This is a genomic window from Pedobacter sp. NJ-S-72 (assembly GCF_053890575.1).
Genome location: NZ_CM132681.1, coordinates 5,203,556 through 5,218,799, shown reverse-complemented (window position 1 = coordinate 5,218,799; position 15,244 = coordinate 5,203,556). Strand labels below are relative to the sequence as shown.

17 protein-coding genes and 1 pseudogene are annotated in these 15,244 nt (G+C 38.9%); 14 read left to right on the top strand and 4 right to left on the bottom strand.

Going from position 1 to position 15,244, the window contains the following annotated elements; translation table 11 throughout:
- The first annotated feature begins 74 nt into the window (after positions 1–74).
- The 11 genes from ACWYN3_RS34390 (at position 75) to ACWYN3_RS34340 (ending at position 6,589) form a co-directional block, all read left to right on the top strand.
- Positions 75–770, top strand: coding sequence for a fumarylacetoacetate hydrolase family protein (locus tag ACWYN3_RS34390; protein ID WP_456218238.1), 696 nt, complete (start codon positions 75–77; stop codon positions 768–770).
- On the top strand, positions 697–1,695 hold the full coding sequence (locus ACWYN3_RS34385; RefSeq protein WP_456223253.1) for a M23 family metallopeptidase: 999 nt from the start codon (positions 697–699) through the stop codon (positions 1,693–1,695). Before ACWYN3_RS34390 ends, ACWYN3_RS34385 begins: the two co-directional genes overlap by 74 nt.
- The gene (locus ACWYN3_RS34380; protein ID WP_456218237.1) at positions 1,661–2,224 is read left to right on the top strand and encodes a hypothetical protein; all 564 of its coding nucleotides are present in this window, start codon (positions 1,661–1,663) and stop codon (positions 2,222–2,224) included. Before ACWYN3_RS34385 ends, ACWYN3_RS34380 begins: the two co-directional genes overlap by 35 nt.
- Entirely contained in the window at positions 2,205–2,417 is a 213-nt protein-coding gene (locus tag ACWYN3_RS34375) for a hypothetical protein (protein ID WP_456218236.1), read from the top strand. The genes ACWYN3_RS34380 and ACWYN3_RS34375 overlap by 20 nt, the downstream gene beginning before the upstream one ends.
- A 2-nt stretch (positions 2,418–2,419) precedes the next feature.
- Positions 2,420–2,881, top strand: coding sequence for a thioredoxin-dependent thiol peroxidase (bcp, locus tag ACWYN3_RS34370; protein ID WP_456218235.1), 462 nt, complete (start codon positions 2,420–2,422; stop codon positions 2,879–2,881).
- A gap of 52 nt (positions 2,882–2,933) precedes the next feature.
- On the top strand, positions 2,934–3,779 hold the full coding sequence (locus ACWYN3_RS34365; RefSeq protein ID WP_456218234.1) for a transketolase: 846 nt from the start codon (positions 2,934–2,936) through the stop codon (positions 3,777–3,779).
- Between the two features lie 59 nt (positions 3,780–3,838).
- Complete coding sequence (locus ACWYN3_RS34360) at positions 3,839–4,795, top strand: transketolase family protein (protein ID WP_456218233.1); 957 nt, start codon at positions 3,839–3,841, stop codon at positions 4,793–4,795.
- Between the two features lie 3 nt (positions 4,796–4,798).
- Positions 4,799–5,359, top strand: coding sequence for an RNA polymerase sigma factor (locus ACWYN3_RS34355; protein WP_456218232.1), 561 nt, complete (start codon positions 4,799–4,801; stop codon positions 5,357–5,359).
- A gap of 84 nt (positions 5,360–5,443) precedes the next feature.
- Positions 5,444–5,686, top strand: coding sequence for a hypothetical protein (locus tag ACWYN3_RS34350; RefSeq protein ID WP_456218231.1), 243 nt, complete (start codon positions 5,444–5,446; stop codon positions 5,684–5,686).
- On the top strand, positions 5,679–6,134 hold the full coding sequence (locus tag ACWYN3_RS34345; RefSeq protein WP_456218230.1) for a hypothetical protein: 456 nt from the start codon (positions 5,679–5,681) through the stop codon (positions 6,132–6,134). Before ACWYN3_RS34350 ends, ACWYN3_RS34345 begins: the two co-directional genes overlap by 8 nt.
- Before the next feature lie 23 nt (positions 6,135–6,157).
- On the top strand, positions 6,158–6,589 hold the full coding sequence (locus ACWYN3_RS34340) for a hypothetical protein (protein WP_456218229.1): 432 nt from the start codon (positions 6,158–6,160) through the stop codon (positions 6,587–6,589).
- Positions 6,590–6,671: 82 nt separating this feature from the next.
- Here ACWYN3_RS34340 and ACWYN3_RS34335 read toward each other — a convergent pair whose 3' ends face one another.
- Entirely contained in the window at positions 6,672–7,511 is an 840-nt protein-coding gene (locus ACWYN3_RS34335; RefSeq protein ID WP_456218228.1) for a DUF58 domain-containing protein, read from the bottom strand.
- A 69-nt stretch (positions 7,512–7,580) separates the two neighbouring features.
- Between ACWYN3_RS34335 and ACWYN3_RS34330 the strand changes: the two genes are divergently transcribed.
- The gene (locus ACWYN3_RS34330; RefSeq protein ID WP_456218227.1) at positions 7,581–8,099 is read left to right on the top strand and encodes a hypothetical protein; all 519 of its coding nucleotides are present in this window, start codon (positions 7,581–7,583) and stop codon (positions 8,097–8,099) included.
- Positions 8,100–8,163: 64 nt separating this feature from the next.
- On the opposite strand, the gene trxA is transcribed toward ACWYN3_RS34330, so the two are convergent.
- The 3 genes and pseudogenes from trxA to ACWYN3_RS34315 all read right to left on the bottom strand — a co-directional run bounded on the left by trxA (position 8,164) and on the right by ACWYN3_RS34315 (position 13,596).
- Positions 8,164–8,481 carry a thioredoxin gene (trxA, locus tag ACWYN3_RS34325; protein WP_456218226.1) on the bottom strand — a complete coding sequence of 106 codons (318 nt, stop codon included), beginning with the start codon at positions 8,479–8,481 and terminating at the stop codon, positions 8,164–8,166.
- A 72-nt stretch (positions 8,482–8,553) separates the two neighbouring features.
- Positions 8,554–12,992, bottom strand: a pseudogene (gene dnaE, locus ACWYN3_RS34320) (DNA polymerase III subunit alpha).
- Between the two features lie 115 nt (positions 12,993–13,107).
- Positions 13,108–13,596 carry a lipocalin family protein gene (locus tag ACWYN3_RS34315; protein WP_456218225.1) on the bottom strand — a complete coding sequence of 163 codons (489 nt, stop codon included), beginning with the start codon at positions 13,594–13,596 and terminating at the stop codon, positions 13,108–13,110.
- Positions 13,597–13,825: 229 nt separating this feature from the next.
- On the opposite strand from ACWYN3_RS34315, the gene ACWYN3_RS34310 reads away from it, so the two are divergent.
- Both ACWYN3_RS34310 and ACWYN3_RS34305 read left to right on the top strand, forming a co-directional pair.
- Positions 13,826–14,767, top strand: a complete 942-nt coding sequence (locus ACWYN3_RS34310; RefSeq protein ID WP_456218224.1) for a malate dehydrogenase — start codon at positions 13,826–13,828, stop codon at positions 14,765–14,767.
- Positions 14,767–15,204, top strand: coding sequence for a retropepsin-like aspartic protease (locus ACWYN3_RS34305; protein WP_456218223.1), 438 nt, complete (start codon positions 14,767–14,769; stop codon positions 15,202–15,204). Before ACWYN3_RS34310 ends, ACWYN3_RS34305 begins: the two co-directional genes overlap by 1 nt.
- Positions 15,205–15,244: the final 40 nt, after the last annotated feature.

The following is a 15,244-nucleotide window of genomic DNA, read 5'->3' as shown; positions in this document are numbered from 1 at the left end:
AAGGATATAATTTACTTTTACGCATCATGCTACCTGCATGTTCCGATAAAAGAATTTTTTATATACCTATCACAATGAAGATAATTGCTATTGGCCGTAACTACGCTGCACACGCTAAAGAATTAAACAACCCGCTCCCATCCAGTCCGGTAATCTTTATGAAGCCCGAAACGGCGGCAGTACTTAAAGACAATAAACCTTTTTACATTCCGGATTTTTCATCAGATGTTCACTACGAGCTGGAAGTTGTAATTAAAATCAATAAAGAAGGAAAACATATTGCAGAAAAATTTGCTGCTAATTACTATGATGAAATTGGTTTGGGTATCGATTTTACAGCACGTGATCTTCAATCTGCACTTAAAGAAAAAGGATTACCATGGGAACTGGCCAAAGCTTTCGATAACTCAGCTGCTGTAAGCAATTTTATTCCTAAAACTCAGTTAAAAGACTTAAACGATATACAGTTTGAATTGAAAGTAAATGGAGAAACCCGTCAGAATGGGAATACAAAAAATATCCTGTTCTCTTTTGAAAAAATTATTTCATTCGTTTCACAATACATCACTTTAAAAAAAGGAGACCTGATTTTTACCGGAACTCCTGAAGGAGTTGGCCAGGTTCATCCGGGTGATAAACTCGAAGCCTGGATAGGCGAAGAGCAATTCCTGAATTTCGACGATAAAAATAATTTTGATGATCAAAAAAAGCATTTTCCTGTTTCTTCTTTTTGTATTTGCAATCAGTACTCAGGCACAACAAATTTTTAGTAATAATAAATATCCGCTGGTAGATTTCCGTCCGCCACTTGACATTGTTCCTCCGGCACTGGCTGGTTCTTTTGGTGAACTTAGAGGTAATCACTTTCATTCGGGAATAGATTTCCGTACCAATCAGCGTGAAGGTTATCCTGTTCATGCGATTGCTGATGGCTATGTTTCCAGAATGAGGGTTCAGAATAGCGGGTTTGGTCAGGCTATATACTTAGTACATCCTAATGGATATACTTCAGTTTATGGCCACATATCACGCTTTGCACCTAAAATTGCAGAGGCAGTGAAAGCTTTACAGTATCAGAAAAAAACTTTTGAACTGGATGAATTCCCTGTTGCTGACGCATTCCCGGTTCATAAGGGTGATGTAATTGCTTATTCCGGAAACCGGGGAAGTTCAGGGGGCCCGCATCTTCATTTTGAAATCAGGGATTCTAAAACAGAAAACACAATCAACCCGCAGTTATTCGGAATTCAGATTCCTGATAATATTCCACCGGTTATTTATGCTTTATACGTGTATAAGCTGAATAAAAAACCTTTCAGTGAATATACCCCTAAAACTTTAATCCAGGTGACTGGCGGAGCTGGGAAATATGCGCCGGCGAAAGCAGATCCCGTAAACGTAAGTGGTGAAGTTGGATTTGGAATTACGGCAACAGACAGACACAATGGGGCTTCGGGAATTAACGGAGTCTATTCCATTGAACTGGAAGTGGATGGCAACACTGTCTATACTTCGTCTTTAGAGAAGTTTGCTTTTGAAAACAGCAAGGCGATTAATTCGCATATTGATTACCCGGCTTTTATGACCACAAAAAGGAGTATCCAGAAAAGTTTTGTAGATCCGGGGAATCCTTTGCAGATCTATAGCAACCTGGTTAACAATGGCAGAATTGAATTTAAGGATCAGCAGACATGAGCTGAAGTATATCGTTACAGATGCTAAAGGGAATAAAAGTATCTTGCCATTTACCGTAAGATCTGATGGGCAAGCAGTTATTTCTACACCAGATCAACCGGACGGCATCCCGTTCTTTTATAATAAAGAGAATGAGTTTTCTACCGCTGGTGTCAAAGTAGTTTTGCCAAAAGGAACTTTATACAATGATTTCAACCTGGTATATAAAGTTAAACCAGAACCTGCAAAGGGTGCATATTCTCCGGTTTATCAAATCCACAATACCCTTACCCCATTACATATCGGGTTTGATTTATGGATTAAAGCGGATGCCCGCTTAGGTTCGCTAAAAGATAAAGCAGTGATTGTAAGCACTAGTGGAGGATCACAGGGTGGTGTTTTCGAAAACGGTTATGTGAAAGCTACTCCACGGAATTTTGGCAGTTATTATATCGCTGTTGATACGATTCCTCCATCTGTTGTCCCGGTTAACATCGCCGATGGCAAAAAAAATGGCTGGTATAGCAAAAATGATTTTCAAAATCCGTGACAACCTTTCCGGAATTAAAAGCTTTAATGGCTATATTGATGGAAATTGGGTTTTGATGGAATTTGACACGAAAACTGCTACCTTATGGCATTCTTTCGATGAACGTACAACAGTTGGAAAACACCGGTTCAAACTTGTTGTGGAAGACATGAAAGGAAACATTAAAACGTATTCAATTAATTTTATAAAATAGTTATGAGTGAATTAAAAGAAGGTCAGAAAGCCCCTGAATTTACCGCAGCGGATCAGGATGGAAATAAAGTCTCTCTGGGTCAGTTTGCAGGTAATAAAGTGGTTTTATACTTTTATCCTAAAGATGATACACCTGGTTGCACAGCTGAAGCCTGTGATTTCAGGGATAATTACCAGGGATTGAAAGCGAAAGATATTGTTGTGCTTGGTGTAAGTGTTGATGATGAAAAATCACATCAGAAATTTGCGGCTAAACACAGTCTTCCTTTTACCCTACTGGCTGATACTGATAAAAAAATTGTAGAAGCTTACGGCGTCTGGGGAGAAAAGAACATGTATGGTAAAAAATATATGGGCACCAACCGCACTACTTTTGTGATTGACGAAAATGGCATCATTGCGCATATCATTAAAAAAGTTGACACTAAAAATTCAACTGCACAAATCCTTGAATTATTACATTAAATGATAATGATAGCAATAAACTATATTTGCTATCAATAGATAAACAATTTAGATGAAACATACAATCAATGAATTAGAGGACATTGTTTCTCAGGTAAGAAGAGATATTGTAAGAATGGTACATGGCTGCCAGTCCGGACACCCGGGTGGATCGCTTGGCTGTGCAGAATTTTTGACAGCTTTATATTTCGAAACCATGAACCACTCCACAGATTTTAAAATGGATGGTAAAGGAGAAGATTTGTTCTTCCTTTCTAATGGTCACATTTCTCCGGTATTTTATAGCGTGCTTGCCCGTTCCGGTTATTTCAAAGTTAGCGAATTAGCTACTTTCAGAAAGTTAAATTCACGTGTTCAGGGTCACCCTACTACGCATGAAGGATTACCTGGTATCAGGATTGCTTCGGGATCTTTAGGTCAGGGTATGTCTGTTGCTATCGGTGCAGCTTTAACCAAGAAATTAAATAAAGATCATTCATTGGTTTTCAGTTTACATGGAGATGGTGAATTACAGGAAGGTCAAAACTGGGAAGCGATTATGTTTGCTCCTCACAATAAAGTTGACAACCTGATCTCTACTATTGATTATAACGGACAGCAGATTGATGGCCCTACTGAAAAGATATTATCATTAGAGAACTTACAGACAAAATTTGAAGCTTTCGGATGGCATGTAATCACTTCCAATGGAAATAACATGGAAGATATTGTTAAAGCTTTGGAATATGCCAAATCACTTACTGGTAAGGGCAGACCAATCTTAAACTTAATGAGTACTCAAATGGGCCATGGTGTAGATTTCATGGGTGGTTCACATAAATGGCATGGTACAGCGCCTAATGATGAGCAACTGGCTTCTGCTTTAAGTCAGAACAAAGAAACATTAGGGGATTATTAATTCATAACCATTAAAAGCGCTGATCCTGATAGATGAGCGATAAAAAAAGATAATACAAAATGAAAAAATATACATATTCAGAAAAGAAAGATACCCGTTCTGGTTTTGGTGCTGGTTTACATGAAGCTGGTCAGAAAAACCCAAATGTGGTTGCACTTTGTGCGGATCTGAAAGGCTCCTTGAAAATGGATGCTTTTGCAGATGAATTTCCCGAAAGGTTTATTCAGATCGGAATTGCTGAAGCAAATATGATTGGTATTGCAGCTGGTATGACAATTGGAGGAAAAATTCCTTTCACTGGTACTTTTGCAAACTTCTCTACAGGAAGAGTTTATGACCAGATCAGACAATCTGTAGCTTATTCAAATAAAAACGTTAAAATCTGTGCTTCTCATGCTGGCTTAACTTTAGGTGAAGATGGTGCTACTCACCAGATCCTTGAAGATATAGGTTTGATGAAAATGTTACCTGGAATGGTCGTGATTAATCCTTGTGACTATAATCAAACTAAAGCAGCAACTTTAGCTATTGCAGAATACGAAGGCCCTGTTTACCTGCGTTTCGGCAGGCCAAGCATTCCTGTATTTACTGACCCTGATCAAAAATTTGAGATTGGTAAAGCATGGATGGTTAATGAAGGTACTGATGTAACTATTATTGCAACCGGACACATGGTTTGGAAAGCTATTGAGGCTGGAGAACAATTGGCTGCTTTAGGTATTGATGCAGAAATTATAAACATTCACACAATTAAACCGTTAGATGAAGAGGCAATCTTGAAGTCGCTTAAGAAAACTGGTTGCGTTGTGACTTGCGAAGAGCACAATAAATTTGGTGGGTTAGGTGAAAGTGTTGCCCGTTTGTTAACTACTGAACTTCCTTCTCCACAAGAATTTGTGGCTGTAAATGATAGTTTTGGAGAGAGCGGAACACCGGATCAGTTAATGACTAAATACGGTTTGGATACAATTAACATTGTTGAAGCAGCTCAGAAAGTAATTAAAAGAAAAAAATAATCAATGAAGCAGGTTGAAGATGATGAAATTTTAGCAAAGTTCTCTGTTGAGGGCACGCGTAATGAAGCCTTTAACCTGCTTGTTACCAAATACCAGGAAAAGATCTACTGGCATATCCGCCGCCTTGTAATTGACCATGACGATGCAGATGATCTTGTACAGGAGGTTTTTATCAAAGTATGGAAAAACCTGTCCAAATTCAGGAGTGACTCTAAACTTTATACCTGGATTTACAGGATCGCAACAAATGATTGCATCACCTTTTTAAACAAGAAAAAACAGCGGAATAATATTCCTCTGGATGATGTTTCTGATGAGCTTTCTGAAAGTTTAATTGCCTCTTCTTATTTTAATGGGGATAAAATCCAGATGAAATTACAGCAGGCATTGCTGATCCTTCCCGAAAAGCAGCGGCTGATTTTTAATATGAAGTATTATGACGAACTCAAATATGAAGAGATTTCTGAAATTCTGGGTACGTCAGTAGGTGCGTTAAAAGCATCATTTCATATTGCAGTAAAAAAAATAGAAGTTTTTATGCTAAATGATGACATTACTTTTTAAACCTTTTGCGATTTTAAGTATCCATATAGCATACAATTCAGGAAACCACAAGGTTATACCCCTGAAATAGCTAAATTATCAACAATGAAACACGATGCAGAAGACAATGAATGGAAACCAGAGGCTCGTTATCTCGCCTCCCTTAAAAAGGAAAATCCATTTAGTGTCCCGGAACAGTATTTTGATGCCTTACCTGAGCTGATTCATCACGTAGTTTACGTAAATGAGCTTAAGGAAGCTATTCCTGTGTCCGGATTTATCGTGCCTGATCAGTATTTTGAGATTTTACAGCGCTGTATTTTAGCTGAAAATCAGGGAGATGACTGACTTACAAAACCTACCAAAGTCTGAGGGTTTTCATACACCTGATTTATATTTTCAAAAATTACAGGCCAGCATTCTGGCAAAAACAACCGGAGCTGATCTTCTTGTTCATGATTCCCCTGCTAAAGTAACAGAATCTGATTCCTCTGTTAAACAACAGCCTAAACTCATTCGTTTATGGCATAATGATCTGATTAAATATGCTTCGGCAGCTTGTTTCATTCTGGTTACGGCATTTGGTCTTTACCTGAATCAGCAAAATTTCAATACAGAAAACAAAACTGCTGATATGGTTAGTGAACAAATGTTATATGATATGAATGAACAAGATATTATTGATCATGTAGCAGGCAACAATGTGGATGTACAAAATGACAATACTGCCAAAGCAGACTTAGAAACTTATATCCTGAACAATTATTCTCAAAGTGACCTGTCATCAGCATTATAATTAATATATTATGAAGAACATACTTGCCATCGCCTTTCTCTTATGCCTCCCTTTTTCTTACTTCAGCACAAAGGAATGAAGGAAGAAGTAAGGAAATAGAAGCTTATAAAAGCACATATCTAAAAGAAAAATTAGAACTTACGCCCGAAGAAGCGAAGATATTCTGGCCGATCTATAATTCGATGCAGAGTGAGCAGTCTGAATTACGCCAGGAGCGCAGAAAGAATATGATCAGCTTTAGAAAAAGTACTGAAATCGAGAATCTTTCAGATACAGAGGTTGAAAGCCTGATCGTTAATGACCTTAACTTTAAACAGAAAGATCTGAATATTGACCGCAAGTATTATAATAAATTTAAAAGCAGCTTGCCAATAAAGACTGTGGGTAAATATTACAGAGCTGAACAGACTTTCAAAAGGGAATTACTGAGCAGATACAGAGAAGCTAAAAAATAATTTTAATTCATCTTTTGTCTTTTGATCAGGTAAGCAGATAATACGCCCGAAAAACCAGCAGCAATATCTGCATCAATCAAGTCTATTTTATATTGGGCACATTTAGTGCGAGCATCTTACGGTAATCTCCATAAGATTTTAAATACGCGTCTTTAACCGTAGCTGCATTTGCTTTCAATAATTCGCCAGTCTCCATATCTACAAACTGATAAGGTCTGTTCTCAAAATTGAAGTCTACTTCTTTAGCTTTATCACTTACATTGAAAATGATAACCTCGTGTTTATTAAATTTTAAATGCTGCAAAGCAGAGAATAACCCTTCCTGATCGTGATCGCCAGAAGCACCAGTTAAAAGATCCGTAAAAATAACGACCATAGAGCGCTTGTGAACAGACTCTGCAACTTGATGGAGTGATAAAGTCAATCCTGTAGTTAAGTTCATCTGAGGAGCCCTCAGCACCTGTACAAGATGTGTAAACAAATACTTCTGATGCACAGTTGTTGATCTTGCTGGTGTATTCAGAACTAACTGGTCTGTGAACAGGCTTAGCCCAAAAGCATCTCTTTGCTTTTTAAGCAGTTCAATCAATGCTGCCACTGCCTGAACTGAGAAAGTAAGTTTGTTATAATCTCCCTCTGGAAAATACATGGAAGAAGAGGTATCAATTACAAACTGGCAACGCAGATTTGTCTCTTCTTCATATCTTTTGGTATATAATTTATCAGTCCTTGCAAATAGTTTCCAGTCAATATTTCTGACATTATCACCGCTGTTATAGGCTCTGTGTTCTGCAAACTCTACTGAAAACCCATGAAACGGGCTTTTATGCAAACCTGTGATAAATCCTTCAACCACCTGCTTAGCGAGTAATTCCAGGTTACTGTTAAATTGATATTCAGACTGATCAGCTATAGTTCTCATTTTGTAAGAATCTGTTTAAAATTCTAAATTTAGTAAAAGAACTCTAACTTGTGCCATTCATAGATAGAAATGAATAAAGCTCCCAACGCAACCAATTCCTCGTCATATATACATCGCCTGACATTAAGAGGTATCGTGACCTTCTACTTGTTATTATTTCTGAGCGGATTGGTTTTGGTTTCTTCTGTTTACTTCTTTAGCGGTATTATTAAGCTGGAACCTATTCCAATGCTTGGTTTCCTAAAGTATATTTTGCTTAGTATCCTGTTTCTGGTGCTTTTGATCACTGCATTAAAGGCTTTAACACTGAAGTCCAAACACCTAAGTCGATTAACGAGCAGTACTGGAAATTTCAAATGGCTGTTTACACTTGCTGTAGTACTCTGCATAGCTGCAAAGGCCGGATTGTTCAATTTGAACAGTGCACATCCTGTAGAAATTTCTTATCTCCAGATCGGTATATTAACTGTAATTGCTATGTTTTGCTATTGGAGCGATAACCTGCTGAAAGGGGAAGAAACAATTATAGAAGACAATGATGAGGAAGAACGCTTTCCTGAGGAGGAAAATAATGATAATTCGCAATAGAATTATGATCACATAAAAAAAGCATCTGTTATACAGATGCTTTTCCTGATATATATCGGGTTGATTACAATTGTTTATCCAATTTACCAGCTAATACTGTTTTTGGAACCGCACCAACTTGTTTGTCAACTACTTCACCATTTTTGAAAAATAACAACGCAGGGATGTTACGGATACCGAACTGAGTAGAAATCTGTGGGTTATTATCCACATTTACTTTACCCACTACTGCTTTTCCTTCGTATTCTTTTGAGATTTCATCTACTACCGGACCTACCATGCGACATGGACCACACCATTCTGCCCAAAAGTCTACTAAAACGGGTTTATCTGATTTCAACACAACTTCCTCGAAGTTTGCGTCTGTGATTTCTATAGCCATAATTCTTATTTTTATTTACACAAAGATATAATCAATTGTAATGCCACCATATTTTCTAATGCCAAAATGACATTAGTTCAACTTATAACTCACCACATTCAGCTCTTTCAGCTGATCTAAAAATTGGTTATCAGGGTTGATCTTCAATGATTTAGAAGGAAGATCTAGCGAAACATTTTGTTCTCTATCGTACACAATAAAATTCAATTGACAGTTTGCTGCTCTGTATTTTCTTTGTTTTCTTCAATCATCGCCAGAATCTGGGTGATGATCTGATCATTAATTCCCTGAATTGGAATTTGTATCGTGATCGTTTTGGCCAGCTTTTCTCTCAAATCAGACAATAGGGCCATTGAAGTGATCTTAAACTCCCAATCGCCCTCTTTTCGGAACCGTTCACCTACACGGCCACGGATTTGAAGAAAATAGCCATCGGTCATAAATTGTTTAAATTTCACAAAGTCTTCTCCAAATAAAGCCAGTTCGCAACTGTCATTATAATCTTCAAAAACAATTGTACCAAATGGTTTCCCGGTTTTAGTCATTCGCTGAGCTGAGATCACAACCAGTCCTCCGACTACTAATTCCCTGTTTTTTATCTGTTCAAACTCTGCCAATACGTCTTCATTTGTGTCGCCCATCCGTATTTTATTGACCACAGAAAGGTGACGAACGTTGTGCTGACAGAATTCTTTCAGCTCTAATTTATAATTATCGAGCGGATGGCCACTCAGGAAAATCCCGATTGCATCTTTCTCGTATTTTAACCTGTCTATTAAAGTCCACTCAGCGGCTACCGGTAAGGTAGGCTCATTAATCATATCCGCTACTGTACCACCAAACAAAGATGATTGCGCAGAAGATTCACTGTTCTGGAAGTCATTTGAATATTTGATCAGCTTTTCAATGCCGTTAAGTTTATCATTCATTCCTATAAAGAAGAACTGTGCCCGGTGAGAACCAAAACTATCAAAGGCCCCGCTATACACAAAACTCTCATAAGCTTTCTTATTTACCGTTCGGGTATTGGACCGTCTTGCAAAATCATAAATACTTTTGTAGAATCCGTTGGTGTTGCGTTCTTCTATAATACTTTCTACGGCTTTCTCCCCCACTCCTTTGATCCCTGAAAGACCAAAACGTACTTCTCCCTGTTGATTTACAGAAAACTTCAAAATGGATTCGTTTACATCCGGCCCCAATACCTGCACCCCCATCTGTTTACATTCTTCCATGAAAAAGGCTACCTGCTTAATATCACTCATATTATTGGTCAGTACCGCAGCCATATATTCAGCCGGATAATGTGCCTTCAGGTAAGCGGTCTGATAGGCAATCCACGCGTAACATGTAGAGTGGGACTTGTTGAAGGCGTAAGAAGCGAAAGCTTCCCAATCCTTCCATATTTTTTCTAAAGTAGCCGGAGCATGCCCTTTTTCTGCTGCCTGGGCAACAAACTTAGGTTTCATCTTATCCAGAACGTCTTTCTGTTTCTTACCCATCGCCTTACGCAGAACGTCGGCCTCACCTTTGGTAAAACCTGCCAGTTTCTGCGATAAAAGCATCACCTGTTCCTGGTATACTGTAATTCCGTAGGTTTCCTGCAAATATTCTTCGCAGGCATCTAAATCGTACTTTATCTCTTCTTCTCCGTTTTTCCTGCGGACAAAACTTGGGATATACTCCAGTGGTCCAGGACGGTACAGGGCATTCATGGGGGCAATTAAATCTCCGAATACGGTAGGCTTTAATTCCTTCATGTATTTCTGCATCCCGGTAGACTCATATTGGAAAATACCTATCGTTTCTCCACGCTGGAACAGTTCATAGGTTCTGACATCATCAATAGGAAATTCATCAGGATCGAGCTGGATACCGGTTCTCAAACGTACCAGCTTAACGGTATCTTTAATCAGGGTCAGTGTTTTTAACCCCAAAAAGTCCATTTTAAGTAGTCCTGCACTTTCTACCACCGAGTTATCAAACTGGGTTACGTACAGATCTGAATCTTTGGCCATCGCCACTGGCACGTAATTCGTAATGTCATCAGGGGTAATAATTACCCCGCAGGCATGGATACCTGTATTTCTTAACGAGCCTTCCAGTATCCTGGCTTGCTGGATCGTTTCGGCACTTAAACTTTTTGAATCGGCTATATCTTTTAATTCAACAACTTTTTCATATTCATCTGCGCGTAATACTCCTCTGAGCGATTTCTCATCCAGGTTAAAGATCTTCGCAAGCTTGAGATTGGGAATCAGCTTGGCTATTTTATCTGCTTCAAAAAGCGGCAGGTCTAATACGCGGGCGGTATCTTTAATAGAAGATTTAGCCGCCATTGTACCATAGGTGATAATTTGGGCCACCTGGTTTGCACCATACTTCTTGATCACATAGTCCATTACGCGGCCCCTGCCCTCATCATCAAAGTCGATATCAATATCGGGCATGGATACACGGTCAGGATTCAGGAAACGCTCAAAAAGGAGGTCATATTTGATCGGATCAATATTGGTAATCCACAAACAATAAGCTACAACGGAACCCGCAGCAGAACCACGTCCGGGACCTACAGAAACATCCAGATTTCTGGCTTCCCTGATAAAATCCTGCACAATCAGGAAGTAACCCGGATAACCGGTCTTCTCTATCGTTTGCAGTTCAAAATCCAGACGTTCTATGATTTCCGGAGTCAGTTCTCCGTATCTTTTTTTTCTGCACCTACATAGGTAAGATGGCGTAAATACTTGTTCTCTCCTCTTTTTCCTGCATCGTCTTCATCTTCCTTAACCAAAAATTGCTCAGGGATATCAAATTTAGGTAAGAGAACTTCTCTGGCAAGTTTGTAGATCGATATTTTGTCTACTACTTCCTGAATATTTAAAATTGCTTCCGGAAGATCCGCAAACAGTTTTTTCATCTCTTCTGAAGATTTGAAATAATATTCCTGGTTTGGTAAACCGTAACGGTATCCACGTCCCCTGCCTATAGGTGTCGCCTGCTTTTCAGCATCTTTTACGCATAATAAAATATCATGGGCGTTGGCGTCCTTTTTATTGATATAATAGGTATTGTTAGTCGCAATCAGCTTAATCTCATGTTTCTGAGCTAAGGAGATCAATGTCTTATTCACTACATTCTCGTCGTCCTGGCTGTGGCGCATAATCTCCATATAGAAATCAGGGCCGAACAATGATTTCCACCAGATCAAAGCTTCCTCCCTGGTTTTCACCCATATTCAGAATCTTACTGGCTATCTCGCCATACAGGTTTCCGGAAAGGACGATGATATCTTCTTTGTATTTTTCAATGACATTTTTGTCAATCCTTGGAACATAGTAAAATCCTTTAGTGTAGGCAACGGAAGACATTTTTGCCAGGTTGTGGTAACCTGTTTTATTCTTAGCCAGCAGTACCATCTGATAACCGTTGTCTTTACGGGATTTATCCAGGTGATTTTCACAGACAAAAAATTCACAGCCAACAATTGGCGTAATCGGAACTTCTGAGGGCTCCTCTCCTTTTTCCAGAACTGCTGCATTTCTTGCTTCAACGCCCTTGTTATGATTGAGTACCTGGTTCACAAAGTGAAAAGCCCCCATCATATTGGCATGATCTGTCATCGCTACCGCAGGCATTTTATCGGCCGCTGCCGCAGCGATCAAACCAGGGATATTGATGGTAGACTGCAATACTGAAAACTGCGTATGGTTATGCAGATGGACAAAAGTCGCATCCTTAAGTTCTTGCTGATTATCTTTTAAAGTCTGTTTAGAAACACCAGGGCCTTCAGCTTTTGCCTGTCTTTTCCTGATCTCATCAGAAGCGGCTTTAAGGTTGATATGCTGAATACCTGCACTTGGTATAACAGCTGGCTGACTGGCAATAAATGAACGGATATAGTCCTGATCGGCTTGTAGCTGTTCAGGAGTAAAAACCTCCATTTTAACTAATTGAAGGAAACAGCGCGTGGTCGCTTCAACATCCGCCGTTGCGTTGTGCGCTTCTGCAAATGGTACTCCAAATAAGTAACTATGTAATTCGGTCAGTGTCGGCAATTTAAACCTGCCTCCTCTACCTCCCGGAATCTTTAATAAATTAGCGGTAACTTCTGTACAGGTATCCAGAACAGGCATTTGAGCCATCGGGCTTTCTACACCCATGCGGTAAAACTCAGACCCCATGATATTGACGTCGAAGCCAATATTCTGTCCTACTACTACAAATTTCGCTTTGGAAAGGGCAATGTTGAATTTCTCCAGCACCTCCCGGATATCAATCCCTTGTTCTGTGGCTAATTCTGTAGAAATACCGTGGATACGTTCAGCATCATATGGAATATTAAATCCATCCGGCCTAACCAGATAGTCCTGATGTTCAACCAGGTTTCCTAATGCATCATGTAACTGCCAGGCAATCTGGATACACCTTGGCCAATTGTTAGTATCGGATACGGGTGCATTGTAATTGCCAGGTAGACCTGTAGTTTCGGTATCAAAAATTAAATACATAGAAGGGTAATTATGAATCCCTGTTCTGCGGATATGATTCCTCAAACAAAGAGAGGTACAAAATTACGGATTTTTAAACTGCTTTAAAATTCTTATGTCTAAAAATTCACAAATTTCAGGAAGAATGTGCCTGTCCTTTTAGGGCTGCCGGCTTATGTTCCTGTGAGACAAGCTTTGAGATATCATAACCCTTTTCCTGACACCGCCAGATAATCTCATCAAGTTGCTCTTGTGACAATTCAGGCTTTCGGGACATGATGGAAAGATGTTTGTGTTTAGGGTGTCCGACAACGACATAGGAATAGTCTTCTCCTAGCTCTATAATCCAGTAATCTACTTTTAATGGCCAGACAAACTGTGCTTTAAGCTGTGCATTACTTGTACCGCGAACAACGATAAGTTTCGATCTTACGTATTTTGTTTCTTTATCTCCCGGTAATTTATAGGTGGTAAAGACTGCATAATAACCATCCGGATGTATCACATACGTCTCTGTAGTTTCATGCCAGTTTTTGTCCATAAAGGTGGGTATAGAGCATAATGAATACCATTTACCTGCGTAAGACATTATATCAACTTTTTCAACAGGCTTATTCTCTAACATAGCGTTCCCTTATTAAATATGGATGAATTCGTGTTTAGATTTATAGACCATAATCAATTTACAAATTTAAACAGACGTTAAGCAAATGTAAATTCTTTCTCTCATAAACCAAGAAGGTTAGATAAAGTTTTAAAAAGCATTTTTAAAGATTTTTTAAAACTCCCTTAAATTTTATAACTTGGGCAGGAAGATCTGATGAAGATTTTATTACAATTTAAAAATTGAATCCATGAAGATAACAGTTGTTGGTGCTGGAGCAGTTGGTGCTACTTGCGCAGATAATATTGCCAGAAAAGAATTAGCAGAAGAGTTAGTTTTATTAGATATCAAAGAAGGTTTTGCCGAAGGTAAAGCGATAGACATGATGCAAACTGCTGCATTATTGGGTTTTAACACAAAAATCACTGGTGTGACTAATGATTATAGTCAAACTGCAGGTTCTGCGGTGGCTGTAATTACTTCGGGACTTCCGCGTAAACCAGGAATGACCCGTGAAGAGTTAATTGGTATCAATGCAGGCATTGTTAAAGGGGTTGCTGAAAATATATTGAAGTTCTCTCCGGATGCGATTATTATCGTAATCAGTAATCCAATGGATACGATGATGACTTATTTGTCTCTTAAATCTTTGGGTCTGCCTAAAAACAGGATCATTGGTATGGGCGGTACACTGGACAGCGCAAGGTTCAAGTATTATCTGAGTGTTGCATTAAACTGCAACTCAAATGATTTACAAGGATTTGTGATTGGCGGACATGGTGATACAACGATGATTCCACTGACACGTTATGCGACTTACCAGAGTTTACCGGTAACCAATCTTTTAGCTCCTGATGTACTGGCTAAAGTTGCTGCTGACACTATGGTGGGCGGAGCGACATTAACTGGTTTACTGGGTACTTCCGCATGGTATGCACCTGGTGCTGCCGGCGCTGCTTTAGTAGAGAGTATCGTTCGTGATGAAAAGAAACTATTTACCTGCTGTGTAGCCCTTGAAGGTGAATATGGTCAGACAGATATTTGTTTAGGTGTACCTGTAATTGTAGGTCGTAATGGCTGGGAAAAGATTATAGATTATAAACTGAATGATGATGAACAAACAGCCTTTAATAAAAGTGCTGATGCTGTAAGAGCAATGAATAATGTGCTTAAAGAAATGAAGCTTATTTAATGCGTACGATTACAGTACCTATTACTTTAATAAACTTAAATGATGACGGTTTCCACCTATTGGTGGAAATCGTTGTTTTTGGGACAAAACACTGGGCTGTGGTAGACACCGGGGCTTCGAGATCTGTATTTAATAAAACTTTTATTGAGCAGAACAGTGACAATATTGTCATCCCAGATCTGGAAGAGACCAATGCCACTACGCTTTTTACCACCTCAAGTACGATACAGGCTGTTATTCCAAAATTAAAAATCGGTAAACTGATTATTAAATCATACCCTGCCGTAGCATTGGACCTGGAAACGGTAAATGATGCTTATGTATTGATGGGGCACCCCCGGATTGTAGCTATTATCGGAAGCGATATCTTCCATAAATACCAGGCAAAAATCAATTACAAGAAGCTAAAGATTCTGTTTTCTGCTAAACCGGGCTAAATTTTGTTTATTTGCTTAAATTTGCTTCCAAATAAAATAC